This is a genomic window from Streptomyces sp. NBC_01551 (assembly GCF_026339935.1).
Taxonomy (GTDB): domain Bacteria; phylum Actinomycetota; class Actinomycetes; order Streptomycetales; family Streptomycetaceae; genus Streptomyces.
On record NZ_JAPEPX010000001.1, the window covers coordinates 844,735 to 868,194 of the forward strand.

General features: G+C 70.4%; 24 protein-coding genes. 3 read left to right on the forward strand and 21 right to left on the reverse strand.

Annotated features, from left to right (window positions below; translation table 11 throughout):
* Nucleotides 1-6: 6 nt before the first annotated feature.
* From OG982_RS03585 to OG982_RS03685, 21 genes are all read right to left on the reverse strand, one after another.
* Nucleotides 7-849, reverse strand: coding sequence for a xanthine dehydrogenase family protein subunit M (locus OG982_RS03585; RefSeq protein WP_266789789.1), 843 nt, complete (start codon nucleotides 847-849; stop codon nucleotides 7-9).
* Nucleotides 846-3,314 (reverse strand): xanthine dehydrogenase family protein molybdopterin-binding subunit, encoded by a 2,469-nt coding sequence (locus OG982_RS03590; protein ID WP_266789787.1) that lies wholly within the window; start codon nucleotides 3,312-3,314, stop codon nucleotides 846-848. Before OG982_RS03590 ends, OG982_RS03585 begins: the two co-directional genes overlap by 4 nt.
* Before the next feature lie 5 nt (nucleotides 3,315-3,319).
* Nucleotides 3,320-3,844 carry a (2Fe-2S)-binding protein gene (locus OG982_RS03595; RefSeq protein ID WP_266789785.1) on the reverse strand — a complete coding sequence of 175 codons (525 nt, stop codon included), beginning with the start codon at nucleotides 3,842-3,844 and terminating at the stop codon, nucleotides 3,320-3,322.
* Complete coding sequence (locus tag OG982_RS03600; RefSeq protein ID WP_266789783.1) at nucleotides 3,829-4,455, reverse strand: NADPH-dependent F420 reductase; 627 nt, start codon at nucleotides 4,453-4,455, stop codon at nucleotides 3,829-3,831. The genes OG982_RS03595 and OG982_RS03600 overlap by 16 nt, the downstream gene beginning before the upstream one ends.
* A 50-nt stretch (nucleotides 4,456-4,505) precedes the next feature.
* Entirely contained in the window at nucleotides 4,506-5,990 is a 1,485-nt protein-coding gene (locus tag OG982_RS03605) for an aldehyde dehydrogenase (RefSeq protein WP_266789782.1), read from the reverse strand.
* Between the two features lie 37 nt (nucleotides 5,991-6,027).
* Nucleotides 6,028-6,768 carry a type 1 glutamine amidotransferase domain-containing protein gene (locus OG982_RS03610; RefSeq protein WP_266789780.1) on the reverse strand — a complete coding sequence of 247 codons (741 nt, stop codon included), beginning with the start codon at nucleotides 6,766-6,768 and terminating at the stop codon, nucleotides 6,028-6,030.
* 70 nt (nucleotides 6,769-6,838) lie between these two features.
* Nucleotides 6,839-7,582, reverse strand: a complete 744-nt coding sequence (locus tag OG982_RS03615; protein WP_266789778.1) for a MinD/ParA family protein — start codon at nucleotides 7,580-7,582, stop codon at nucleotides 6,839-6,841.
* Complete coding sequence (locus OG982_RS03620) at nucleotides 7,583-8,842, reverse strand: PP2C family protein-serine/threonine phosphatase (protein WP_266789777.1); 1,260 nt, start codon at nucleotides 8,840-8,842, stop codon at nucleotides 7,583-7,585.
* Entirely contained in the window at nucleotides 8,824-9,279 is a 456-nt protein-coding gene (locus tag OG982_RS03625; protein WP_266792238.1) for an ATP-binding protein, read from the reverse strand. The genes OG982_RS03620 and OG982_RS03625 overlap by 19 nt, the downstream gene beginning before the upstream one ends.
* A 14-nt stretch (nucleotides 9,280-9,293) precedes the next feature.
* Nucleotides 9,294-9,605 carry an STAS domain-containing protein gene (locus tag OG982_RS03630; protein ID WP_266789775.1) on the reverse strand — a complete coding sequence of 104 codons (312 nt, stop codon included), beginning with the start codon at nucleotides 9,603-9,605 and terminating at the stop codon, nucleotides 9,294-9,296.
* A gap of 16 nt (nucleotides 9,606-9,621) precedes the next feature.
* Complete coding sequence (glgX, locus tag OG982_RS03635; protein WP_266789773.1) at nucleotides 9,622-11,769, reverse strand: glycogen debranching protein GlgX; 2,148 nt, start codon at nucleotides 11,767-11,769, stop codon at nucleotides 9,622-9,624.
* Nucleotides 11,766-12,116, reverse strand: coding sequence for an STAS domain-containing protein (locus OG982_RS03640; protein WP_266789771.1), 351 nt, complete (start codon nucleotides 12,114-12,116; stop codon nucleotides 11,766-11,768). Before OG982_RS03640 ends, glgX begins: the two co-directional genes overlap by 4 nt.
* Before the next feature lie 37 nt (nucleotides 12,117-12,153).
* Nucleotides 12,154-13,974: an AGE family epimerase/isomerase gene (locus tag OG982_RS03645; protein WP_266789769.1), complete on the reverse strand. Its 1,821-nt coding sequence runs from the start codon at nucleotides 13,972-13,974 to the stop codon at nucleotides 12,154-12,156.
* Nucleotide 13,975: 1 nt separating this feature from the next.
* On the reverse strand, nucleotides 13,976-14,428 hold the full coding sequence (locus OG982_RS03650) for a VOC family protein (protein ID WP_266789767.1): 453 nt from the start codon (nucleotides 14,426-14,428) through the stop codon (nucleotides 13,976-13,978).
* The gene (locus OG982_RS03655) at nucleotides 14,428-15,039 is read right to left on the reverse strand and encodes a DJ-1/PfpI family protein (RefSeq protein ID WP_266789765.1); all 612 of its coding nucleotides are present in this window, start codon (nucleotides 15,037-15,039) and stop codon (nucleotides 14,428-14,430) included. Before OG982_RS03655 ends, OG982_RS03650 begins: the two co-directional genes overlap by 1 nt.
* Nucleotides 15,032-16,636 (reverse strand): GMC family oxidoreductase, encoded by a 1,605-nt coding sequence (locus OG982_RS03660; protein ID WP_266789763.1) that lies wholly within the window; start codon nucleotides 16,634-16,636, stop codon nucleotides 15,032-15,034. Before OG982_RS03660 ends, OG982_RS03655 begins: the two co-directional genes overlap by 8 nt.
* 13 nt (nucleotides 16,637-16,649) lie before the next feature.
* Nucleotides 16,650-17,030, reverse strand: a complete 381-nt coding sequence (locus tag OG982_RS03665; RefSeq protein ID WP_266668937.1) for a nuclear transport factor 2 family protein — start codon at nucleotides 17,028-17,030, stop codon at nucleotides 16,650-16,652.
* 12 nt (nucleotides 17,031-17,042) lie between these two features.
* Nucleotides 17,043-17,498 carry a nuclear transport factor 2 family protein gene (locus OG982_RS03670; RefSeq protein ID WP_266789761.1) on the reverse strand — a complete coding sequence of 152 codons (456 nt, stop codon included), beginning with the start codon at nucleotides 17,496-17,498 and terminating at the stop codon, nucleotides 17,043-17,045.
* A 23-nt stretch (nucleotides 17,499-17,521) separates the two neighbouring features.
* Nucleotides 17,522-17,953 (reverse strand): nuclear transport factor 2 family protein, encoded by a 432-nt coding sequence (locus OG982_RS03675; RefSeq protein ID WP_266789759.1) that lies wholly within the window; start codon nucleotides 17,951-17,953, stop codon nucleotides 17,522-17,524.
* Between the two features lie 89 nt (nucleotides 17,954-18,042).
* The gene (locus OG982_RS03680) at nucleotides 18,043-19,686 is read right to left on the reverse strand and encodes a thiamine pyrophosphate-binding protein (RefSeq protein ID WP_266789757.1); all 1,644 of its coding nucleotides are present in this window, start codon (nucleotides 19,684-19,686) and stop codon (nucleotides 18,043-18,045) included.
* Between the two features lie 8 nt (nucleotides 19,687-19,694).
* Entirely contained in the window at nucleotides 19,695-20,519 is an 825-nt protein-coding gene (locus OG982_RS03685; protein WP_266789755.1) for a type 1 glutamine amidotransferase domain-containing protein, read from the reverse strand.
* Between the two features lie 274 nt (nucleotides 20,520-20,793).
* On the opposite strand from OG982_RS03685, the gene OG982_RS03690 reads away from it, so the two are divergent.
* The 3 genes from OG982_RS03690 (at nucleotide 20,794) to OG982_RS03700 (ending at nucleotide 23,402) form a co-directional block, all read left to right on the forward strand.
* On the forward strand, nucleotides 20,794-21,066 hold the full coding sequence (locus OG982_RS03690) for a UBP-type zinc finger domain-containing protein (protein WP_266789753.1): 273 nt from the start codon (nucleotides 20,794-20,796) through the stop codon (nucleotides 21,064-21,066).
* Between the two features lie 134 nt (nucleotides 21,067-21,200).
* A complete protein-coding gene (locus tag OG982_RS03695) occupies nucleotides 21,201-22,835 on the forward strand; it encodes an FAD-dependent oxidoreductase (protein WP_266792236.1) in 1,635 nt (544 codons plus the stop codon).
* A 54-nt stretch (nucleotides 22,836-22,889) separates the two neighbouring features.
* Nucleotides 22,890-23,402, forward strand: coding sequence for a hypothetical protein (locus OG982_RS03700; protein WP_266789751.1), 513 nt, complete (start codon nucleotides 22,890-22,892; stop codon nucleotides 23,400-23,402).
* The last annotated feature ends 58 nt before the right edge of the window (nucleotides 23,403-23,460 follow it).

The following is a 23,460-nucleotide window of genomic DNA, read 5'->3' on the forward strand; positions in this document are numbered from 1 at the left end:
GGGCGGTCAGGCGACGGCCTGGACCGCCCTCGCGAGCGCGCGGGCGGTCAGTACCCCCGCGAGGTGGCCGAGGTATTCGGCCGAGGTGCCGCGCCCGGGGACGAACAGCTCCCTGGGTTCGGCGCGGAACGCCGCGAGTACGGCGTCGGTGGTGTACGGGCCCGCGCCCAGGCGGTCCTCGACCCCGCGCAGGCGCAGCGCGCGGGGGGTGGCGCCGGTGACCGCGATGCGCGGCCCGTCGGCGGTGATCCGTACGGCGGTGGCGCAGACCGGGTAGCGGGTGGCCCGGTCGGCGGTCTTCTCGAACGCGGCGGCGGGCCCCGCGGCCGGTGCGAGGAGCGCGGTGACGACGGCTCCGGCGGGCGTGCCGGTGGCGGCGAACTCCTCGGCCGGTACGGTCGACCGCCCGCCGGGGCCGGCCAGTTCGACGAGCGCGTCGGCGGCGATGGCGGCGACCGGCAGGTCGGTGGCCCGCCCGGTGGCGGCCAGGTTCCCGCCGACGGTGCCGAGGTTGCGGACCTGCGGGTCGCCGTTGGCGCGGGCCGCGGCGGCCAGTTCCGGGGCCTCGGCGAGCACCCGGGGGTGCGCGGCGAGTTCGGCGAGGGTGGTCAGGGCGCCGATGCGCAGGCCGCCGTCGGGCCCCTCCTCGATGCCGCGCAGCTCGTCCACGTGCCGGATGTCCACCAGCAGCGGGCCGCCGGCCGCGTCGAGGACGATCTCGCCGGTGCGCAGCGCCGGCAGCAGGGTCTGGCCGCCGGCCAGCACCCGGGCGCCCCGGGTGCCGGACAGCAGGGTCAGGGCCTCGTCGAGGCCGACGGGCCGGACGTAGTCGAACTCGGTGAGGATCACTGGGCTTCCCCTCTCAGGCGGCGCCAGACCTTCTCGGGGGTGACGGGCATGTCGATGTGCCGGACGCCCAGGTCGGAGAGGGCGTCGACGACGGCGTTGACGACGGCCGCGGCGGGCGGCACGGTGGCGATCTCGCCGGCGCCCTTGGCCCCGAGCGGGTTGTGCGGGGAGGGCGTGGTCGTCTTGTCGAGGGTGAAGAACGGCGCGTCGAAGGCCCGCGGCAGGGCGTAGCGGGTGAGGTCGGAGCTGACGAGCAGCCCGTTCTCGTCGTAGACGGCGTGCTCCATCAGTGCCTGGCCGAGGCCGTGCATGATGCTGCCCTCGATCTGGCCGAGGACCACCTTCGGGTTGCCGATGTTCCCGGCGTCGTCGACGGCGGTGTAGGCCACCACCTCGGTCTCGCCGGTGAGTTCGTCGATCTCGACGACCGCGACGTGGGTCCCGAAGGGGTAGTTGAAGTCGGGCGGGTCGAAGTGGGTGGTCTCGTCGAGGGCCGGCTCGATCTCGGGCGGCAGACCCCAGCCGTACCACATGGCCATCGCCAGCTCGGCGAAGGTCTTGGTGTTCTCCGGGTTGCCGTCCTCGTAGACCTTGCCGCCCTCGTAGACGACCTTGTCCTCGGGGACGCCGAGGAACACGGCGCCGGCCTTGACCAGCTTCGCCTTGAGCTTGCGGGCGGTGAGGGCGACGGCGGGCGCGGCCATGCTGTAGGAACGCGAGCCGTAGGTGCCCTGCCCGTACGGGGCCTTGAGCGTGTCGCCCTCGTACACCTGGACCTGCGCCGGGTCGATGCCGAGCTCGTCGGCGGCGACCTGCGCGAAGACGGTGCCGTGGCTCTGGCCGGTGGAGGCGGAGCCGACGGTGACGGTGACCTCGCCGGTCGGGTGGACGCGGATGTTCGCGCTCTCCCAGGTGCCGCCGAGCATGCCCTCCTTGGACATCCGGGTGGAGGGGCCGACGCCGCAGATGGCGACGTAGCTGGCGATGCCGACGCCGAGGCGCTTGCCGCGGGCGCGGGCCTCCGCCTTGCGGGCGGGCATGCCGGCGTAGTCCGACAGTTCCATGGCCCGGTCGAAGTTCAGCTGGTAGTTCCCGGAGTCGTACGTCCAGCCGAGGCCGTTGTCGTACGGGAACTTCTCCTTCGGCACCAGGTTCTTGCGCCGTACGGCCGCCGGGTCCATGCCGATCTCGCAGGCGTACCGGTCGACCAGGCGCTCCATCAAGAACGCGGCCTCGGCTCGCCCGCTGCCGCGCTGGGCGCCGAGCGAGACGGTGTTGGTGAAGGCGGCGTACACCTCGCAGAAGGCCGCGTCGATGTCGTACATGCCGCTGATGGAGCGTCCCATCAGGGCGGTGGCGACACCGGGGCCGATGGTGGAGGGGTAGGCGCCGAGGTTGGCGTAGCTGGTGGCGCGCACGGCGGTGATGCGGCCGTCGCGGGTGCCGGCGAGCACCACGTGCTGGCGGTGGTCGCGGCCCTGGACGGTGGAGTTCATCAGCCCGGTACGGGTGTCGACCCACTTCACGGGCCGGCCGAGCGCCTTGGAGAGCAGCAGGACCAGCGCCATGTCGGGGTACAGGTACCCCTTGGTGCCGAAGCTGCCGCCGACGGTCGGGGCGACGACGCGGAGCTTGTTGAAGGGGATGCCGAGGACCAGCGCGGAGAGCAGGAAGCGGTGGTTGTGCGGGCCCTGGGTGGAGGCGTACAGCGTGTACTCGCCGGTGGCGGCGTTGTAGTCGCCGACCGCGCCGCGGGGCTCGATGGGGCTGTTGATGGTGCGCTGGTTCACCAGGTCCAGCTCCACCGTGACCTCGGCGACGGCGATGGCCGCGTCGGTGCGGTCCTTGTCGCCGCAGGTCCAGTACGCGTTCAGGTTGCCGGGAACGGCCTCGTGGAGCTGGGGCGCGCCCTCCTTGAGGGCTTCGTCGGCCAGCGTGACCACGGGCAGCGGCTCGTACGCGACCTCGATGGCCGAGAGCGCGGCGGCGGCCTGGCGGGGGGTCTCGGCGACGACGACCGCGATGGGGTCGCCGACGTGCCGGACGGTGTCACCGGTCAGGACGGGGCGGGCGCCGGGAAGTCCGTAGGGGTGGGGCGGGAAGTGGCTCTCGACCCCGCCGGGTATCCAGATGCAGGGCAGCGGCATGACGTCGGTGAAGTCGGCCGCGGTGGCCACCTTGAGCACGCCGGGCAGCTGCTCGGCGGCCTTGGTGTCGATGGAGAGGATCTTCGCGTGGGCCACCGGGCTGCCGAGGATGGCCATGTGGGCGGTGCCGGGCAGGTTGATGTCGGCGACGTACGTGGCCTCGCCGCGCAGCAGCTGCGGGTCCTCGCGGCTGTCGAGCGGCTGACCGAGCACTCCGTTGCCGTAGGGCGCGGCCTCAGCGGTCCCCGTGGCCTCAGTGGTCTGCGCGGTGTCCGCAGCCTCCACGGTCTCCGTGGTCTCCCCCGTCACTGTGGTCATCTCCCTCACACCTCCTGTCCGACGGCGGTGGACGCCGGGGAACCGGCGGGCACCTCGGCGCGCGAGGCCTCGCAGGCGCGCTGCACTCCGCGGACGACGCTGTGGTAGCCGGTGCAGCGGCACAGGTTGCCGGTGAGCCACTCGCGGATCTCGGGCTCCGTGGGGGCATCGCCGTCGGCGGTGGAGTCGACGAGTTCACCGAGCGACATGACCATGCCGGGGGTGCAGAACCCGCACTGGGTGCCGTGTTCCTGGCGCAGGGCCTCCTGGAGGCCGGTGAGCTCACCACCGGTGGTGGTGACTCCCTCGATGGTGGTCACCTCGGAGCCGGCGGCCGCCGCGGTGAGGACGAGGCAGCTCTTGACGGACCGGCCGTCGAGCCGCACCACGCAGGACCCGCACTGGCCCGTGTCGCAGCCGACCTTGGTGCCGGTCAGCCCGAGGCCCTCGCGCAGGCGCTCCACGAGCAGCTCGTTCGGCTGCGCCGTGAATTTCTCGGGTCTTCCGTTTACATTCAGTGTGAGATCCATGCGAGCGCCTGCGCTTCCGTGAGCGGCCGGTTGAAGAGGGGCCCGCCGGGCTGCTGGAGAATTCCCCCGGAGTGCAGCGGACCGGTGTCCACGGGAGCGAATCCGAGATCCGTGATGACCCCCGCGACGATTTCCTTGGCTTTCCCGTCGTCGCCGGCCACGAAATGGGCCAGGCGCTGTGACTCTTTTCGGCCGGGATCGGTTCCGGCGACGGCGAGTGTCTCGAAATGCATGGTGTTCAGGGATTTCACGACCCGCGCGCCGGGATACCACTCGGCGACGAGTTCGCTGGAGCCGCGCCCACCCAGCTCCCGGGGGTTGCCCGGGCCGCTGAAGGCGTTCGTCGCGTCGACGAGCACGGCGCTGCGCACGGCGTCCTGGGGCAGCAGGCCCTGGACGCTGTCGAAGGGCACCATCAGCACCAGCAGTTCGCTCCGGTCCGCCGCCTCGGCGGGGTGCGCCGCCGAGGCCGCCGGCCCGAGTTCGGCCAGCAGCGGGCCGATACTGAGGGGGCCGCGGGCGTTCGCGAGGACGACCTCGTGACCTGCCGCCACCACGATCCGGGCGAGGGTCGAACCGATCCGCCCTGTGCCGATGATGCCCAATCGCATTGCCGCTCCTTCGGGAGGAATCTCCAGGCGGTGCCCAGCCCGTTCCGGACTCAGTCCATGCCGATCCAGACCGACTTGGTCTGGGTGTAGCTCTCCAGGGATTCGGGCCCGCATTCGCGGCCGAACCCGGAGGCCTTGTAGCCGCCGTACGGCACGGAGGGGTCGTACTGGTTGTAGCAATTGACCCAGACCGTTCCGGCCTTGATCTGCGAGGCGACCCGGTGGGCGCGCCGCAGGTCCTTGGTGTGGACACCGGCGGCGAGGCCGTACGCGCTGTCGTTGGCGATGCGTACGGCGTCCTCCTCCGTGTCGAAGGGGATGATCGACAGGACCGGGCCGAAGATCTCCTCCTGGGCGATCCGCATCGAGTTGTCGACGCCCGTGAAGATCGTCGGCAGGAAGTACAGGCCTTCGGAGGAAGCGCCCTCGGGCGTCCAGCCGGTGCCGCCGGTGCGCAGGACGGCGCCTTCCTTCTCGCCGACCTCGATGTACGAGCTCACCTTGTCGAACTGGCCGCGGTGGGCCAGCGGGCCGAACAGGGTGGCCGGGTCGCGCGGGTCGCCGGGCTTGAGGGCGGAGGCCCGGCGCACCAGGCGCTCGACCATCTCGTCGTGGACGGGGCGCTGGAGCAGCAGGCGGGAGCCGGCGGTGCAGATCTCGCCCTTGTTGTAGTAGATGCCGAAGAACGCGAGCTCCTCGGCGGCGTCGAGGTCGGCGTCGGCGAAGACGATGTTGGCGGACTTGCCGCCGAGTTCCATCGTCACCTTCTTCAGGGTGCCGGCCGACTTGCGGATGATCGACTGGCCCACGACGGTGGACCCGGTGAAGGCGATCTTGTCGATGTCCGGGTGGTCGCTGAGGGTCTGGCCCAGCTCCACGCCGGGCCCGGTGACCACGTTCAGCACCCCGTCCGGGATCTCCGCCTCCTGGAAGAGCTCGGCGATCTTCAGCGCCGTGAGCGGGGTCGCCGGGGAGGGCTTGTGGACGACCGTGTTCCCCGCCGCGAGAGCCGGCGCGATCTTCGTCATCGACAGCAGCAGCGGGAAGTTGAACGGGGTGATCGCGCAGACGACGCCCAGCGGTTCGCGCAGGGTGTACGCGAGCTGCCCGCCGGCCGGGGCCCGCGAGGAGCCGTCGACGCGGGTGACCGCGCCGGCGTAGTAGTGCATCAGCTGCGCGGCCATGGGGGCGTCGACCGTGCTGGAGAAGGCGAACGGCTTGCCCATGTCCACCGTCTCCAGCAGGGCGATCTCCTCCAGGTCCCGCTCGATCAGCTCACCGACCCGGTTCAGCCGCAGCGCGCGTTCCTGGGCGGACAGTCTGCTCCACGGACCCTCCTCGTACGCCGTGCGGGCGGCGGCCACGGCCGCGTCCGCGTCAGCGGCGGTGGCCTGGGCCACCGGCACGATCTCCTGTCCGTCCACGGGGCTGATGTCCGGCTCGGTCCTGCCGTCCTGGGACGGGACCCATTTGCCGCCGATGAAGAGCTTGCCGGGGTTGGCGAGGGGCGGGCCGCTCAGCTCACGCTTGGTCATGGCTGCCTTCCGGTGTCGGGTGCGGGGCGCGGTGGTGCTAGCCCTTCGCGAGCTGCGATAAGAAGGTCTCGGCGAGGGCCTTGGAGGAGTACGGGTTCTGGCCGGTGGTGAGCTTGCGGTCCACGACCACGTGGGAGTCCCAGATCGCTTCGGCCTTCTCGTACCGGGCGCCGAGCCGGGTGAGCTCGACCTCCAGGATCAGCGGGAGGCGGCCGGCCATGTTGGTGACCAGTTCCTCGGCGTGGGAGAAGGCGGTCATTCTGTAGCCCTCGAACGGCCACCGGCCCTCACCGTCGCGGAGCGCGAGCAGCGAGGTGTGTCCGTGGCAGACGGTGGCCAGCGGCTTGTCCTGGGCGATGGCCCACCGCAGGATCTGGGCGAGCTCGTCGGACTTGGGCAGGTCGCCGATGGCGCCGTGGCCACCGCTGACGTAGATGCCGTCGTAGTCGGCGATGTCCTTCTCGCCCAGGGTCTCCAGGGCGATCGGGTCGTTCAGCTGCGGGGTGTCCCCGATGACGCGGACGTATGCGGCCGCGTTGGCCTCGTCCTCGTTGGGCGAGCCCTGGGGGCGGACCCACTGGAGGAACTGGGGGTCGATGCTGGTCTGGTCGACCGTGGGCGCCTGTCCCCCGATCGTCGCCACGTCCACGGTGTGGCCGGCGGCCTTGAAGAGCGTATAAGGAACCACGAATTCCTCGGCCCAGAATCCCGAGGGGTGTTGTTCCCCGTCCAAGAGATGGAGCGTTGCCTTGGCCGTCATGACGACGAGAATCTTCATGACTGTTCTCCTTGTTCTGGAATCGCTGCCGATTCAACACGCCGCCCGCGAGGGGCGTAAGGGGGGAGCGTCAGGCGCGTGATACTTCGTCACGTGCGTCCAACGCCGAGATGATGGTGCGGAATTCACCGACCAGGGGGTGGTCGGGATGGGCTTCGGCGAATATGCGTTCGCCGTACAGAGCGGCCATTTCCGGCGCGTAGGGGAGGATTCCGGCCAGGGGGGCGTCGTACGCCTCCTCGGCGCGCCGGCAGACCTCGTCCCGGTCGACGCCGTGCGGGGCCATGCTCATGACCAGGGCGCGCCGGCAGGGCAGCCGCCCGGCCAGTGCGAGCGTCTCGTCGACCCCGGTGAGATCGATGCGGTCCGCCCGTACCATGATCATCAGTACGTCGGCGCTGGCCATGGCCGTCACCGACTCGTTGTTGAGTCCGGCGTGCGTGTCCAGCAGCAGCACGTCGAGGGCGAGGTGCTGCGACAGCCGGTCGAAGCCCTCCGGCAGCAGCCCCACGTCGTACCCGGTGGACATGAGCTCGCGCAGGGCGGCGGTCCCGGTCCGGGCCGGTACGACGTACAGCCCGGGCACACCGACCTGCTGGGCCGCGGCCTCGATCTCGCACCGGCCGAGCAGGTAGTCGGCCAGCGAGAAGCCGGGCTCCAGCCGGAACAGCAGGTCCAGGGTGGGCGACTGGATGTCGGTGTCGACCACCCCCACCCGGCGCCCCTCGGCCGCGATCAGCAGCGCGAGGTTCGCCAGCACCGAGGACTTTCCGGTGCCGCCGCGGTGCGAGTGCACCACGATGGTCCGGGTCATCTACGCCACCACCCGATGCCCGGCACCGCTCGCGCGCGGCCCCCGCGCCGCACGTGGCCGGTGCAGGGCCAGCATGGTGACGTCGTCGTGCTGTTCGGCGGTGCCGGTGTGCTCGCGCACCGCCAGGTCGATCCGGTCGACCACGTCCTTGCCGCTCACCGGCGGACCGGCGAGCAGGTCCAGCATCCGTTCGTCGCCGAGGAAGCTGCCGTTGGGGCAGCGGGCCTCGGGGACCCCGTCCGTGAACACGAAGAGCGTGTCCCCGGGATTGAGCTGGGCGTAGCCGAGGGTGTAGACGCAGTCGGGCAGGACTCCGACGGCCGGCCCGGTGACGTCCAGCGGGACGGGGTCGCTGCCGTCGGCGCGCAGCAGCAGCGGCGGGTTGTGGCCGCCGTTGATGTAGACCAGGCTGCCGGTGAGCGGGTCGAGCACCCCGAAGAACAGGGTGGCGAAGTAGCCCTGCCGCAGGTGGTTGCGGGTGAGGTAGCCGTTGGTGGCGGTGACCGCGTTGAGCAGCGGGGTGGCGCCCACGACCGGGGTGCGCCGGCTGCCGCCGGTGCGCCCGGCCGCCATCAGGTGCTGGAGGCCGCTGTTCTCGGCGGTGTGCCGCAGCAGGGAGCGGATGAGCGCCATGAAGAGCGCGGCGCCGACCCCCTTGTCGCAGACGTCGGCGACGACGACCGCGAGCCGGCGGCCCCGGGAGATCTCGAAGACGTCGTAGAAGTCCCCGGCGACCTGTCGGGCCGGCCGGAACCGTACGTCGATCTCCCAGCCCTCCGGGACCGGCAGCGATTCGGGCAGGAACCCGGCCTGGATCTCCCGGCCGATCTCCAGTTCCTTCTCGTACCCCATGAGCTCGGCCCGGGCGTCGGCCTCGCGCAGGGTGCGGCCGAGTCCGGCGCGCTCCGAGCAGCTGTGCAGCCGGGCCCCGACCAGGGCGGGCAGGAACGGCGGTACGAGGTAGTCGTGACCGAGGCGGACGTGCCCCTCCAGGGCGGCGAACTCCGTCACGGTCCAGACGACCACGATGGGCGCCCCGGCCCAGCGGCGCAGCCGGCGGACGGCCGTGCGTACCGACTCCCCGTCGGATTCGGCGGGTACGAGCAGCACGTCCGCGACGGGCAGCTCCTCCGTGTCGCCGTACAGCAGGTCCGGCAGGGTGCGGGTGACGAGCTCCGCGTCCATCGACCGCAGCGCGTCGAACAGCTGCGGCGGCGGAGGCGGGTACTGGTCGAGGATGATCACGGTCGTGGAGGGCATGGGTCCGTCCCCTCAGCCTTCACAGTCAGCGTGCTGATGTTGCGGCCGTCCCTACGGGTGTAGCTGTACTCGTCCACGCTGGTCAGCGCCAGGTGGATGCCGAGTCCGCCGACCCTGCGCCGCTCCGGGGGGAGCCCGGGGACGGGCGGCAGGCAGCCCTCGACGGGGTCGAAGGCGGGTGCGGTGTCCTCGATGACGATCTGCACCCCGCCGGGACCGGAGCGGCCGCGGACGGTGATCCGCCCGTCGCCGCCCCGGTACCCGTGCATCACGATGTTCGTGGCCAGCTCGTCCACGGCCAGCCGGATCCGGTACGCGGCGCCCTTGCCCAGGCCCGCTCCGGCGGCCAGCCGCAGGACGAACGCGGCGATGTCGCCCAATGCCCCCGTCGTCGCGGGCACTTCCAGCTCGACGGGCTTCCTCGCCAGTTCAACCATGTCACTCACCGGTGTCAGTCATCGGAGAGGACGATGCTGCGGTCCAGCCCGGCCGTCCGGATGGTCCGGGACACGGGCTCGATGGCGCCGACCACCTTGATGGTCACGTGGTCGGCCACCTTCTGCTGGGCGAAGACCAGGGAGCGCAGTCCGGCGCTGGCCATGTAGCCGACGCCGGCCATCCGGATCTCCACCGTGCCGGTGCCGTGCCCGGCGGCCTTCTCGATGGTCTGGTGGAACTCCGGCGCGGTCTTGGCGTCCAGCTCGCCCGTCAGTTCGATCACGGTGGTGTCGCCCTCGATGCTCAGGGACACGGAAAGCGGCATGTCAGGTCTCCTTCGGTCAGGGCGTCCCGGTCGTCTCGGGATCGTTCGTGCGGCCCACCAGGATCACGACGGAGCGGGGGCCTATGAGGTACTTGCCGGCGTTGTCCAGCTCCTGCTCCGCACCGGGGGTGCGGATGTCGTACGGCGCCTCGGCCCCGGTGTCGGCGAACAGGTGCCAGCTCCGTCCGCCCGGGAGGGCGGGCAGTTCCAGGTCGTGCGACTCCCAGTGCGAGTTCATGGCCACGTACACCACGTCGTCGTCCCCGGTGCCGCAGCGGGCCACCGCCAGCAGGCGGCTCTCCTGCGACCAGTCGGGCTGCCAGGCCCGCTCCCCGTGCCAGCTGATGTCGGGCAGCCCGAGGCTGTCCCGCATCCGGCCGGTGGGGTGGGCGGTGGAGCGCAGCTCGCGGTGGTGCTTGCGGAAGGCGATCATCTCCCGCGTGAACCGGAGCAGTTCGGCGTTCTCGTCGACCTGGTCCCAGTCGAACCAGGACAGCTCGTTGTCCTGGCAGTACGTGTTGTTGTTGCCCTGCTGGGTCCGTGCGACCTCGTCCCCGGACAGCAGCATCGGGATGCCCTGGCTGGTGAAGAGGATGGCGAGGGCGTTCTTCATCTGCCGCGTGCGCAGCGCGTTGACCTCGGGGTCGTCGGTCGGCCCCTCCGCCCCGCAGTTCCAGCTGGCGTTGTCGTTGCCGCCGTCGTTGTTGCCCTCGCCGTTGGCCTCGTTGTGCTTGTCGTTGTACGAGACCAGGTCGGCCAGGGTGAACCCGTCGTGCGCGGTCAGGAAGTTGACCGACGCCGACGTGCCGCGGCTGGAGTACAGGTCCGGCGAGCCGGCGATCCGGGTGGCGAGCTCCCCGGTGATCCCCGGGTCGCCCTTGAGGAAGCTGCGCACGGTGTCGCGGTACTTGCCGTTCCACTCGGCCCAGCGGCCGTACGCCGGGAAGTTGCCGACCTCGTAGAGGCCGCCCGCGTCCCACGCCTCGGCGATGAGCTTGGTGTGCCGCAGTACCGGGTCGTAGGCGAGCAGCTCCAGCAGCGGCGGGTTGGGCAGCGGCGTGCCGTCCAGGGACCGGCCGAGGATGGCGGCGAGGTCGAAGCGGAACCCGTCGATGTGGTAGTCGGCGACCCAGTGGCGCAGGCAGTCGAGCACGTAGTTGCGCACGACGGGGTGGTTGCAGTTGACCGTGTTGCCCGTGCCGCTGAAGTTGAAGTAGTACCCCTCGGGCGTGAGCATGTAGTACGTGGCGTTGTCGAGCCCCTTGAAGGAGATCGTCGGGCCCTGCTCGTTGCCCTCGGCGGTGTGGTTGAAGACGACGTCGAGGATGACCTCGATGCCGGCCGCGTGCAGGTCCTTGATCAGGGTGCGGAACTCGTCGCCCTGCATCCCGTAGCGTCCGGTGGCCGCGTAGCCGGCCTTGGGCGCGAAGAAGGCGACGGTGTTGTAGCCCCAGTAGTCGAAGAGCTGCTCGCCCGTCTCCGGGTTGCTGCGCGGGTTGTCGCTCTCGTCGAACTCGAACACCGGGAGGAGCTCGATGCAGTTCACGCCGAGTTCCTTCAGGTACGGGATCTTCTCCCGCAGCCCCGCGAAGGTGCCGGGCGCGGTGACGCCCGAGGAGGGGTGCCGGGTGAAGCCCCGCACGTGGGCCTCGTACACGACGAGGTCCTCGGCGGGGATGCCCAGCGGTGTGTCGTCGCCCCAGTCGAAGTCCTGGAGGCAGACGCGGGAGCGGTACTGGTAGCCGCGGCTGCGGTCCGGTTCCACGCCCCACACGTCGCGGCCCGCGATGAGCCGCGCGTAGGGGTCGGAGAGGACCTGGCGGGCGTCGAAGCGGTGGCCGGTGACCGGGTCGAAGGGGCCGTCGGCCCGGTAGCCGTACTCGATGTTCTCGTGGTCGAGGCCGAAGACCGTCATGGCGAAGACGCTGCCGGTGCGGAATTCCTCGGGGAATTCCAGCTCGGCCATCGGCTCGGGCTCTCCGCGCTTGTAGATGACCAGCGACATGGAGGTGGCCTGGTCGGAGAAGACGGAGAAACTGACCCCGCCGGGGACCACGTTGGCCCCGAACGGGAAGGGCTTGCCGGCGCGGACGCGGTACCCGCCCACCTCGTGGGTCGGGTACGCGTCGACGCGCAGGACCTGCTCGGACTGGGCCTCGGTCATCGCGCCGACCGTGCCTTGACCTTGGCCTCGGCGGCGGCGGCCTCGCCCGTCTCGAAGAAGTCGAGGAAGCCGGTGGCCGACATGACGAACCGGACTTCCTCGCTCACCCCGTAGAGGGTGACGGCGACCCCGGCGTGCTGGGCCTCGCGGTAGACGACGAGCAGGGTGCGCAGCCCCGCGCTGGAGACGTAGGTGACGGCCGTAAGGTCGATGCGCAGCGGCCGGCCCTCCCGGACGAGCGGCAGCAGCGTCTGCAGCATCGCTCCGGAGGTCTCGCTGTTGATCTCGCCGGTGGCGACGAGCACGGTGCCCGTCTTGTTCCGGCGTTCCTTCAGGTTGAGAGTCATGATGTTCCCCTCTTCTCGGGGCGCCCCCCGTTGGGCCTTACTTGGTCACCGGCCGCAGCCGGACCTTGACCTTGACCCGCCCCTGGACGTCGGGCAGCCGGACCGTGAGGCCGTCCGCGTCGAAGTCGGTCCACGGCTTCTCGTCGATCTCGACGGACGCGACCTTGACCGAGCCCGCGGGCAGCAGGTCGGGCGAGACGCGCAGCACGCGGTCGGGCAGGTTGGTCGGGTCGGGCTGGAAGTGGAAGTCCATTTCCCGGCCGTTGATGAGCAGGTTGTTGTAGACGGCGGAGAGGTAGCAGAGCTCCGCCGAGTGGTACATGGACATCGAGTGACTGCCCTTGAGCCGCTCCGTGCCGAGCAGGTACGGCATACCGCTGGCGAGCACGTTGAAGTAGACGGCTCCCTCGTCGTGGTCGAGGAAGAACGTGTTGTAGAAGGCCTGCGCCTGCCGGGCCTCGCGCAGGAAGTCGTCGCCGCCGACGGTGCCGTTCAGGATGAGGTAGGCGAGGATCGCCTGCTCCTGCTGCCACCAGGCCTTGCGGTCGTGCCAGGCGAAACGATACGTCTCCTGGTCGCCCTGCTTGACCCGCTCGACGACGTCGTACCAGCCGCCGCGCTGCACGTCGCTGCCGACGGCCGGCATGATCTCGCCGATCTTCTTGGCGAGGTCCTCGTACGCCGGCTTGGCCTTCAGCGAGTTCATCCGCATCAGGTTCCAGGCGATCTTCAGGTTGTGCCCGACGACCGCGCGGTTCTGCTGCCAGCTGTGCGCGGTGTCGTGCGACCAGTCGCGGAAGAAGCGCTCCTGGACGAAGGGGCTGTTCTTGTAGTCCGGGAACTTGTCCGCGATGGTGTCGAAGGTGTACTCGAGGAAGTCGGCGTACGTCTGGTCGCCGGTCGCCAGGTACAGGTTGATGAGGTACGCGGGCGCGTGGTCGCCGACCGAGTTCCAGTTCTTGCGCTCGGCGTTCTCGCCGAGGGACTCGTGGTCCGCGCTGAACAGGATCGGGTCGATGTGCGAGTAGTAGCCGCCCTGCTCCGGGTCCTTGAAGAACTTGTCGAACAGCCGGATCGTGGCGTCCGCGTCGTTCTTGATCCGGATGTCACCGGTGACGCGGTACGTCTGGATGGGGCCGGCGAGCGCGTAGATCTGCTCGTACATCGGGATCGCGTCGTAGTCGTCGGAGAACTCCGAGGTGAACAGCTTGCGTTCGGAGTCACCGTCCACGCTGATGCCGTGGTACCAGAAGACCACGTCCTCCTCGCCGTCCACGACCCGCATGTGCTTGCGCAGGTACTCGGTGCCGCGCTCGGCGACCTCCAGGTACTCGTCCTTGCCGGTCAGCAGGTAGGCCGAGGCCATGCCGTAGACCAGTCGGGAGATCGTGTCGGTCTCCTGGACGTGGCTGGCGGTCTTGTCGCCGCCGAGGCGGATCTCGGTGCGGTACTCGGTGAAGTCCACCGGCCCGTCACCGAACTGTGCCCGGATGTAGAAGTCGGCCAGCGACTCGATCTGCTTGACCCACCAGCTGCCCTCCTCGAAGCGGTAGTCCTCCGCCCCGCGGCCCAGGAACACCAGGCGCTTGGCGTCGAAGCGGCCGCCGTGCTCCGGGTAGAAGACGCCGTAGACGAAGAGGAACCGGCCCGGCGAGAGCATCTCGTCGATGTGCCCGGAGGCGTCGATGTACGGCTCGTCCAGGTTGCGGACCAGCTCGGCGCTCGGGTCGCCGGCCAGCGAGACGTCGAACTCGCGGCCGTCCGAGGTCTTCAGCCGCAGCAGCCTGGAGCCGGAGTCGAAGCGGACGACGTAGCCCGCGATGGTGTCGGAGAAGGAGAAGCTCACGGCGTCCGCCATGTCATGCACCGTCCTTATTCTCTGAAGGCGTGCGGTCGTCCTCGAACCCCTGGCTGACCTCGACGATCACCCCGTCGGGATCGCGGACCCACACGGTCCGCCACCCGCAGATGAAGTCGTCGAAGTCCAGTGGCCCCAGGGTCACTTCGGCCGCGTCGCCCAGCGATGCCAGGAACGCGTCCACGCTGTCGGTCTGAAAGGCCAGGTGGCGCATCCGGCCGGGCGCCTGCGGCCCGTCGTCGTGCGCCTGGCGCGCCGGTTCGGCGTCGGCCGCGAAGAGCTCCAGGTACGCGTCCCCCTTGCGCAGGAACACGATCCGGGCCTCCCCGAGGTCGACCACCCGGGCCCGGGTGAAGCCGAAGTACCGGGTGTAGAACTCCTCGGTCGTCTTCTGGTCCGTGCAGTTGAGGCCCACGTGGGACCAGACCATCACGCGCTCCCCCGCGCCGGGCATCAGGCGCTCCCCCGGCCCCGCCCCGCCGCGATCAGCTCGATGATCCGGCGGGCGAAGAGGTGGTGGTGCGCGCCGGTGCGGCCGGTGACCAGGTCCCCGTCGACCACGACGTCCTCGTTGACGTACTCGGCGCCCATGTTGCGGACGTCGCCGATGAGGTTGTTGTGGCACACCACCTTGCGGCCGCGGATCTTGCCGGGGATCGAGGCGGCCAGCCACATGCCGTGGCAGATGATCCCCTTGAGGACCGTCGGCTCCTCGAAGGCCCGGCGCAGCAGCTCCGTCGCCGGCGCCAGCACGTCCACGTCCTCGGTGTAGCGCAGCCGGTCGGCCACCATGCCCGAGGGCACGATGATCGCGGCGTACCGGCGCAGCTCCTCGTCGCTCAGCCCCTCCAGGGACTTGTCGGCGGTGAACGGCGCCCGGTACTCGTGTCCCGAGAAGGTGATGGAGTCGTTGCCCCACAGCCGGGTCAGGAAGTCGACCTCGGCGCCCTCCTCGGCGAACCGGTGCTGGTAGTAGAAGATCTCCGGCTCGTAGAAGTCGCTCTCGACCAGGACCGCGATCCGGGTCCCGGACAGCGCGCCCTCGCGCAGTACGGCGTCAGGCACGGGAGGTCCCCCTCAGGAAGTCCGCCGCGCGCTCGGCGATCATCGCGATGGCGGTGTGGCAGTTGCCCGACGGCACGGCGGGCATCACGCTGGCGTCGACGACGCGCAGGTTCCGTACGCCGTGCACCCGCAGCTCGGGATCGACGACGGAGAGGTCGTCGATGCCCATGCGGCAGGAGCCGGCCTGGTGGTGGTAGCTCTCCGACTTCTGCTTCACGAAGGTCCGCAGCTCGTCGTCCGTGACGTGGCCGGGCCCGGGCTGGAGTTCCTGCTTGTACCAGGGCGAGAAGGCCGAGGTCGCGAAGATCTCGCGGGCGGTCTTGACGCCCTGCACCATCCGCTCCAGGTCCCACCGGTCGCCCAGGTAGTTCGGGTGGATCAGCGGGTGGGCCAGCGGGTCGGCGCTCGCCAGCCTGATCCAGCCGCGCGAGACGGGGCGCACGACACCGGGCAGGATGCTCACCGTGTTGGGGTGGTCCTGGCCGACGATCACGTCGAACGGCACGTGGACGAAGGCGATCTGCAGGTCGGGAGCGGGCAGACCCGGCTGGGAGGCCAGGAATAGAGCGCTCTCGGAGAGGTTCTGCGCCGGCGGCGGCAGCTCCTGCGTGACCTCCGCCATCAGCCCGGTCAGGACGTGGTTGTGGAAGTTCTCGCCGACCCCGGGCAGGGCCGCGGTGAGCTTGACGCCGTGCTCGCGCAGCTGCTCGGGGTGCCCGATGCCGGAGAGCAGCAGCAGCTTCGGGGACTCGATCGCCCCGGCGGCCACGATCACCTCCCGGCGGGCCCGCACGGTGCGCGGCCCCGGCTCGCCGGCCGTGTCGCCGACGGTGCGGCCCGGGAACTCGGCGGGCGGCGCGAGCTGGGCGTACTCGACGCCCGTGCAGGTGTCGCCGTCGAAGAGCAGCCGGGTGGTCTGCGCGCTGGTGCGCAGGGTCAGGTTGGGGCGCTCCAGCGCCGGCTCCAGGTAGGCGGCGAGGGCGCCCTGGCGGCGGCCGTCGGCCACGTCGATGTGGTGCCAGCCGGTCCCGAAGAGCCCGCGCCGGGGCCCGTCGGTGTTGAAGTCGGCGATCTCCTCGTGGCCGAGCTCGACGGCCGCGTCGATGAAGGCACGGGAGACCGGGTTGGGCCCGTGCTGCCCGGCGTTGGTGATGCGCTGCGGGCCGCGGGTGCCGGTGGTGGCGGCGGTCGCGTCCTCCTGGCCCTCCAGCAGGGCGAAGTACGGCAGGACGTCCTCGTGCGCCCAGCCGGCCGCGCCCTGGTAGGCCCAGTTGTCGAAGTCCGAGGCGTGGCCCCGGATGTGCATCATGATGTACAGGTTGCTGCTGCCGCCGGGGGCCTTGCCGCGCGGCTCGTACGTACGGCGCCCGTCCAGGCCGGGCTGCGGGACGCTGGTGTAGCCCCAGTCGACGGGCCCGCCGAGCAGCTTGTACCAGGAGGACGGGTCGTCCACCTCGGGCGGGATCCGGGAGCCGCCGGCCTCCAGGACCAGGACGGAGACGTCCGGGTCCTCGGAGAGGCGGTTCGCCAGGACGCTGCCGGCGGTACCGGATCCCACGATGACGTAGTCGTACTCGTCTGTGTCGGCGATAGCCACGAGTCGGCCCCCCTCAGCCCTGGCTCAGCACCTGGAAGGGGACGGTGTCGTGGTAGTTCGCCATGTACGCGATCTTTCCGTCCACGATCCGGAAGAAGTTCATGACCTCGGCCTCGATCGCCTCGCCGGAGGCGCTGACGGCGCTGAGGTGGGAGACGGCCGCGGCCTTCTCCCCGTCGACGAGGAAGTGCACGGGCTTGTTCTGGAAGACGCGGTACATCGTCCCCATGCCCTTCATCATCGAGCGCAGGACCTCCAGGCCCTCGATGTGGCCGGCGAGCTGCTCGTCCATGACCTGGTCGTCGGCGAACAGGTCGCACCAGCGGTCCCAGTCCCCGGCGTTGGCGTACTCGTAGTACTTCTCAAGGATCTGTCGTGCGTCCACGGCGCTCATCGCGCTCCTCCCCTATCGGTCCCGGCGGGTTCCGTCGGGCGCGAACGGCGCCCAGAACTGGCTGAATGCGGTGGCCGTGTCGCCGAAGAGCCCGTCGCGGCCCTCGACGATGCGGCCGCCGCGCCACCGCATGAAGTGGAATACGGGGTAGTCCATCCGCTCGTACGGGGACAGGCTCGCGGCGTCCGCGCCGTCCCGCAGGGCGACGTTGCGGCACACGTCGGCGCTGCAGTCCTCGCCGACGAGGACCGCCTGGATGTCCATCCGGAAGGTGCCGCCCGTGAGCTTGTGGGTCTGGCCCATCAGCTCCAGGAAGGCGTCCAGGCTCTCGTACCAGCCGGCCAGCGGGTGGCTGCCCGGCACCAGCCAGCGCAGGTCCTCGGAGTAGTACTCCAGGATGCGGGCGCGGTCTCCGGAGCCGAGGGCGGCGTAGGCGGCCTGGACGCGCTCGCGTGTCACTTCGGTCATGGTGGCTTCTCCTTCGCCGGTGCTCAGAGGGAGCCGGAACCGGGCATCGGCGCCAGGTCGTTGACGGTGTACTGCTTGATCAGCGGCCCGTCGGGACCGGCCACCACCGTCCACGTCTGGTCGGCGTCGAAGCCGAGCCACTCGCTGCGGGCGGCCGGCGGGTCCCAGATCTTGGCCTGCCAGTTGACGAGCACCCGGACGATGGCGCGGTCGCCCTCGATGACGGGCTCCACCTTCGTGACCGTGTGCACCTCGTCGAAGAACCGGTTGGTCACGGCCGCGTACCAGCGGCCGAAGCCCTCGGCTCCGAGGAAGGTGTCCTCGGGGACCTTGAACTCCAGGTCCTCGGTGATGAGTGCGAGCAGCCGGTCCAGCGGAAGGTGCTGGTCCAGGGCCACGTACCAGTTCTCGGCGAAGCTGCGGATCGCGTCCTCGGTCAGCCGTTCGGCGGGCATGCGGTCTCCTCCTGTCCGTACGGGTGTGGTGTGCGGGCGGGGCGTGCGAGCCGGCTCACGGGCGTCCGGTGGGCCGGCGGCGCCGTGCGTCAGATCTGGACGTCCACGAGGAACGGTCCGGGGTGGGCCAGCATCCGGGTCACGGCGGCGACCGCCTCGTCCGGCTTCTCCACACGGACCCCGTCGGCGCCCAGCGACCGGGCCAGCCCGGCGAAGTCGATCTCGGGGTGGGAGAGGTCGAAGGAGCCCGGGAAGCCGTGCTCGGGGATCTCCCGCTCCCGCCAGTACTGGGCGATGTTGTCGTCCAGCAGCCGGTACTTGCGGTTGTTGCAGACCACGAACTTGGCGTTGATCCCGTGCCGGACCGCGGTCCACAGCGCCTGGTACGTGTACATCGAGCCGCCGTCACCCGCGAAGCCGACGACGAGCCGGTCCGGATGGGCGAGCTGGGCGCCCACCGCGCCCGGGAAGCCCACGCCCAGCGAACCGCCCCGGGTGAGGTGGTAGTCGCCCGGCCGCTCGGGCGGCAGGTACTTCGTGACCAGCGGCGAGGTGGTCAGGGCCTCGTCGAAGACGATGAGGTCGCCCCCGGTCCGCTCGGCCAGGGTCCGCAGGAAGACGGCCATCGGCGTGCCGTCCTGCTCGTCCTGCCCGGCCCGGGCGGCCAGCGCCCGCTCCCGGGTCCGCGCGTCCAGCCGGGCCGCCGCGGCCGCCCGCCGGGGCGCGCTCAGCAGGCGTTCCAGCGCGCCGGCCAGCGCGCGCAGCGCCTGCTTGGGATCGGCGGCCAGCCCCAGGTCCACCGGGTGGTTCTTGGCGATCTCGTACGCGTTGAGGTCGATGTGGACGACCTTCGCGCCCTCCCGGAAGGGGCTCTCCAGCTCGGGGAACACCTCCGGGAAGACATAGGTGCCGACGATCAGCACCCCGTCGGCTTCGCCCACGAGCTCCTTGCTGTGCGGTCCGAACATGTGGCCCGTCTGGCCCCGGCGCAGCGGGTGCGAGGCCGCGATGTTCACCTCGGAGGAGTCCACCTCGTACACGTCCGCGCCCAGCAGCTCGGCGACGGCGACGAGTTCGCGCTGCGCTCCGGAGAGCGAGACCCCGTCGCCGACGAGGACGACGGGCCGTTCGGCGGAGGCCAGCAGCTCGGCCGCCCGCCCCACCGAGGCCGGAGAGGGCGCCACGTCCGTGAGCGGCACCGCGGCGGGCAGGACGGGCTCGGAGTTGAGCTCGTCCAGCACGTCCATCGGCAGCGCCACGAACACCGGACCGCGCGGCGGGGTCAGGGCGATCTTCACCGCCCGGCGGATCGTGCGCAGTACGGAGTGCCGGTCGGTGACCCGGGTCGCGTACTTGGTCACCGGCTTGGCCATCGCCACCAGGTCGGACGCCATCTGCGCGTCCATCGCGTCGTAGCGCACCCCGGCGTCGCCGGCGACGACGACGAGCGGGGTGTGCCCGCGCAGCGACTGGTAGAGCATGCCGATGCCGTTGCCCAGCCCCACTCCGGAGTGCAGCTGGAGCAGGGCCGCGCCGCCGGTGGCCCGGGCGTAGCCGTCGGCGATGCCGGCGGCCACGGTCTCCTGGAGGGCGAGGATGTACGAGAAGTCCTCCGCCGCGTCGACCGCGTCGAGGAATCCCTGTTCCACGGTCCCCGGATTTCCGAACATCACATTCAGGCCGTCGGCCTTGAACTGGTCGATCAGCCTTTCCCGTCCGGGAGTGGCTTCCATGATTCCCCCTACCACCCGTATCGGGTGAGACCGTCCTCCAGGACTTCCACGATCTTCTGCCCCGTCAGATATGAATCAGGGGTGGAACGGCCGGTCACGAACGGGAAGTCGACGATCACCGAAAGCGGGTGACCGAAATTCCCGTGATACGCGCCGCGCGGCCCGGTGGCGTCGCGCAGGATGTACTCCAGCGGGTACGGCGGCGGGCCCATGTTGAAGTCGGTACCGAGGAATCCGGTGCCGTCCTTGTAGTCGTACTCCTTGCAGTGCCCGGTGACGTGCTTGCCCCAGATGATGCTCTTGCGGTCGCCCCAGTCGCGGGCGAAGGCGAGGCAGGCCACGCCGTAGCACTCGGCCGCCACGACCTTGCCGGCGTTCTTGAAGGCCAGGATCAGGGCGTGCACGCGCTCGTTGTTCGCGAGGTCGACGATGGGCCCGCTGCCGCCGACGATCAGGACCGCGTCGTAGCCGGCGATGTCGGACTCCAGCTTGTCCAGATCGCGGTGGTACTGCTCAAGCTTGGGGAGATAGCCCGCGTCGCTCGTGTACGGACGCTCGGGGACCCACGCCTCGATGTCGAGCGGCGAGTCCAGCCGGCTCGACTGCTCGAACTCCCGCCCCAGCCGGGCGTTCTCCTCGGTGGTGACGGAGCGACCCAGCGGGGGGTCGATGAAGCTCGCGTCGAGGCTCGGCGGAAGAGCGTGCGCACGCTTCCCGGTCGGCGTGGCGAATACGACTTCATAGCCCCGCTCGTCGAACTTGGATACGGGGCCTATCAGTTCTTCGGCCCAGTAACCGTGTTCGGAGACAATGACCAGAATCTTTCTGCTCACAGATTCCTCCAGGCGCCGCCTGTTGTCGTTGGCGTCCCCCACACTGCTTGTGCCCGGGGCCTGCGTCAAAGCGCCCGTATGCGACTTCGTGAGGTAGGAACCCAGGTCGTCGGGACACCTCAGGTAGTAGTGCGCGGACCTGAGGAAGTCGCCCCCGGACTTCCTGACTTCGGCCGAATCAGTGAACCATTCGGGGGGTCGCGTCTTATGGTCTGGACGCGTCGTGAATCACGGACGCGAGGGGCACGAGTGCGCGAGGAGAGGGACGGGGACGATGACGATGGACCTGTTGTGCACACACATCGATCAGATACGTCCGGTGAAGCCCGGTACCGAGGGCTGCGAGGAGTGCCTGGCTCTCGGGGACAGCTGGGTGCATCTGCGGATGTGCCTCAGCTGCGGGCACGTCGGATGCTGCGACTCCTCGAAGAACCGTCACGCCACCCGGCACTACAAGGACACCGACCACCCCATCGCGGCCTCGCACGAGCCCGGTGAGGACTGGGCCTGGTGCTACGCCGACAAGCTGATGCTGGACCCCGCGTGAGCGCGGCCCCGGAGAACGCTCCGGCCACCCAGACCGCCCCCAAGAGGGCGAACGGCACCGGCACCACCACGACCGGTACGACCACCGCGGCCGCCGCCGAGCGCGCGGAGAGCCGCAAGCCCGTCATCCTCGCCGTGGACGACGACCCGCAGGTGCTGCGCGCCGTCCGCCGCGACCTGCGCAGCGCCTACGGCGACCGCTACCGGGTGCTCGGCGCCTCCTCGGCGGCCGACGCCCTGAAGATCCTGGACTCGCTCGACGAACGCGGCCACGACCCCGCTCTGTTCCTCGTCGACCAGCGGATGCCCGACGTCACCGGCGTCGAGTTCCTGCTCGAAGCCGTCAGCCGCTTCCCGGACGCCCGCCGCGTGCTCCTGACCGCCTACGCGGAGACCGACGCGGCGATCACCGCCATCAACCGGGTGCGGCTGGACTACTACCTGCTCAAGCCGTGGGACCCGCCGCACGAGCGGCTGTTCCCCGTCCTGGACGACCTGCTGTCGGACTGGCTGGCCACCTACCGCCCCGCGTACGACGGGATCATCGTCGCCGGCCACCTGGTCTCGCCCGGCACCCACGCCGTCCGGGACTTCTTCACCCGCAACGGCCAGCCCTTCCGCTTCCTCAACGTCGAGCGGGACCCCGAGGCACTGACCCTGATCGCCGGCCAGCCCGACGCCGCGCTCCCGCTCGTGCGCTTCCCCGACGGAGCGGTGCTCTCCGCCCCGACCGACACCGAACTCGCGCAGCGCCTCGGGCTGGCCACCACCGCCTCCCGCCCGCACTACGAGTGCGTCATCGTCGGCGCCGGCCCCGCGGGCCTGGCGGCCGGGGTGTACTCGGCCTCGGAGGGCCTTTCGACCCTGATGCTGGACGCCCGCGCACCGGGTGGCCAGGCGGGCACGTCCAGCCTGATCGAGAACTACCTCGGCTTCCCGTCGGGCCTCTCGGGCGGGGACCTCACGCGTCGGGCCACCATCCAGGCCTCGCGGTTCGGCGCCGAGATCCTGCACCCGGTGGAGGTGGTCTCGCTGACCCGGGACGACCCGGCGAAGATCCTGACCCTGGCGGACGGCACGGAGATCAGCGCGGAGACGGTCCTGCTGGCCACGGGCGTCTCGTACAACCGCCTGGAGGCCCCGGGCGCGGACCGTTTCGAGGGCGCTGGCCTGTACTACGGCGCGGCCACGACGGAGAGCTCGGCCTGCATCTCCCAGCACGTGTTCATCGTCGGCGGCGCCAACTCGGCCGGCCAGGCGGCGGTGCACTTCGCCAAGTACGCGGCCCGTGTGACGATCCTCGTCCGCGCGGAGTCCCTCGACGCGAGCATGTCCCGCTACCTGATCGACGAGATCGACCGCACGCCCAACATCGAGGTCAGGGTCCGCACGACGGTGGTCCGCCTCGACGGCGAGGAGCACCTGGAGAAGCTCACCCTCCACAACGCGGACACGGGCGAGGACACCGAGGTCCCGGCCCGCTTCATGTTCACGTTCATCGGCGCCCGCCCGCACACCGGCTGGCTGTCGGGCGTCGTGGAGCGCGACGACCACGGCTTCGTCCTCACCGGCTCCGACCTGATCTCCAACGGCGGCGAGCTCCCGGCCGAGTGGAGCCTCGAACGCGCCCCCTACCCCCTGGAAACCAGCGTCCCCGGCGTCTTCGCGGCCGGCGACGTCCGGGCCCACTCGGTCAAACGCGTGGCCTCCGGCGTGGGCGAGGGCGCGATGGCGGTCTCCCTGATCCACCGCTACCGCTCGATGGGCTGAGAGCGAACACCGATCGCTTGCGATCAACCCCCCGCCGGATGCAACGTTGATTACATGATTACAGCCGAACAGAGCGAACAGCTCCGCGCGTGGTTCGCCGAGCGCCTGCCGGTGGACGTCTACGAGTCCCTCGTCTCGGTCACGGTCGACCGCGAGGAGATCACGGTCGTCGGGGCCATCCCGGCGACCGAGTCGGTCAAGGAGTTCCGCGAGCGCACCCGCGAACAGCGTATCGAGGTGGCCCGCGAGGCCGAGGAGCTCTACCGGCGCAAGGTCGCCTGGGGCGTCCAGGCCGGCACCGAGCGCCACCTCTTCACGCACCTCGCGGTCCCCGTCATGACCCGGCTGCGCCAGTCCGAACGCCAGGTCCTCGACACCCTGGTCGCGGGCGGCGTGGCGCGCAGCCGGGCCGACGCCCTCGCCTGGTGCGTCCGCCTCGTCGCGCGCAACACGGACGAGTGGCTGGGCGACCTGCGCGAATCCCTCGACAAGGTCCAGCAGGTCCGCTCCCAGGGCCCGGACGTCAAGGAATCGTCCTCCGACTCCATGAAGTCAGAGGACGAATAGGTAAAACCGTCGCGAGGACCGCCATGATCCCGGAAGGGTAGCCGGGACCACCTGAACC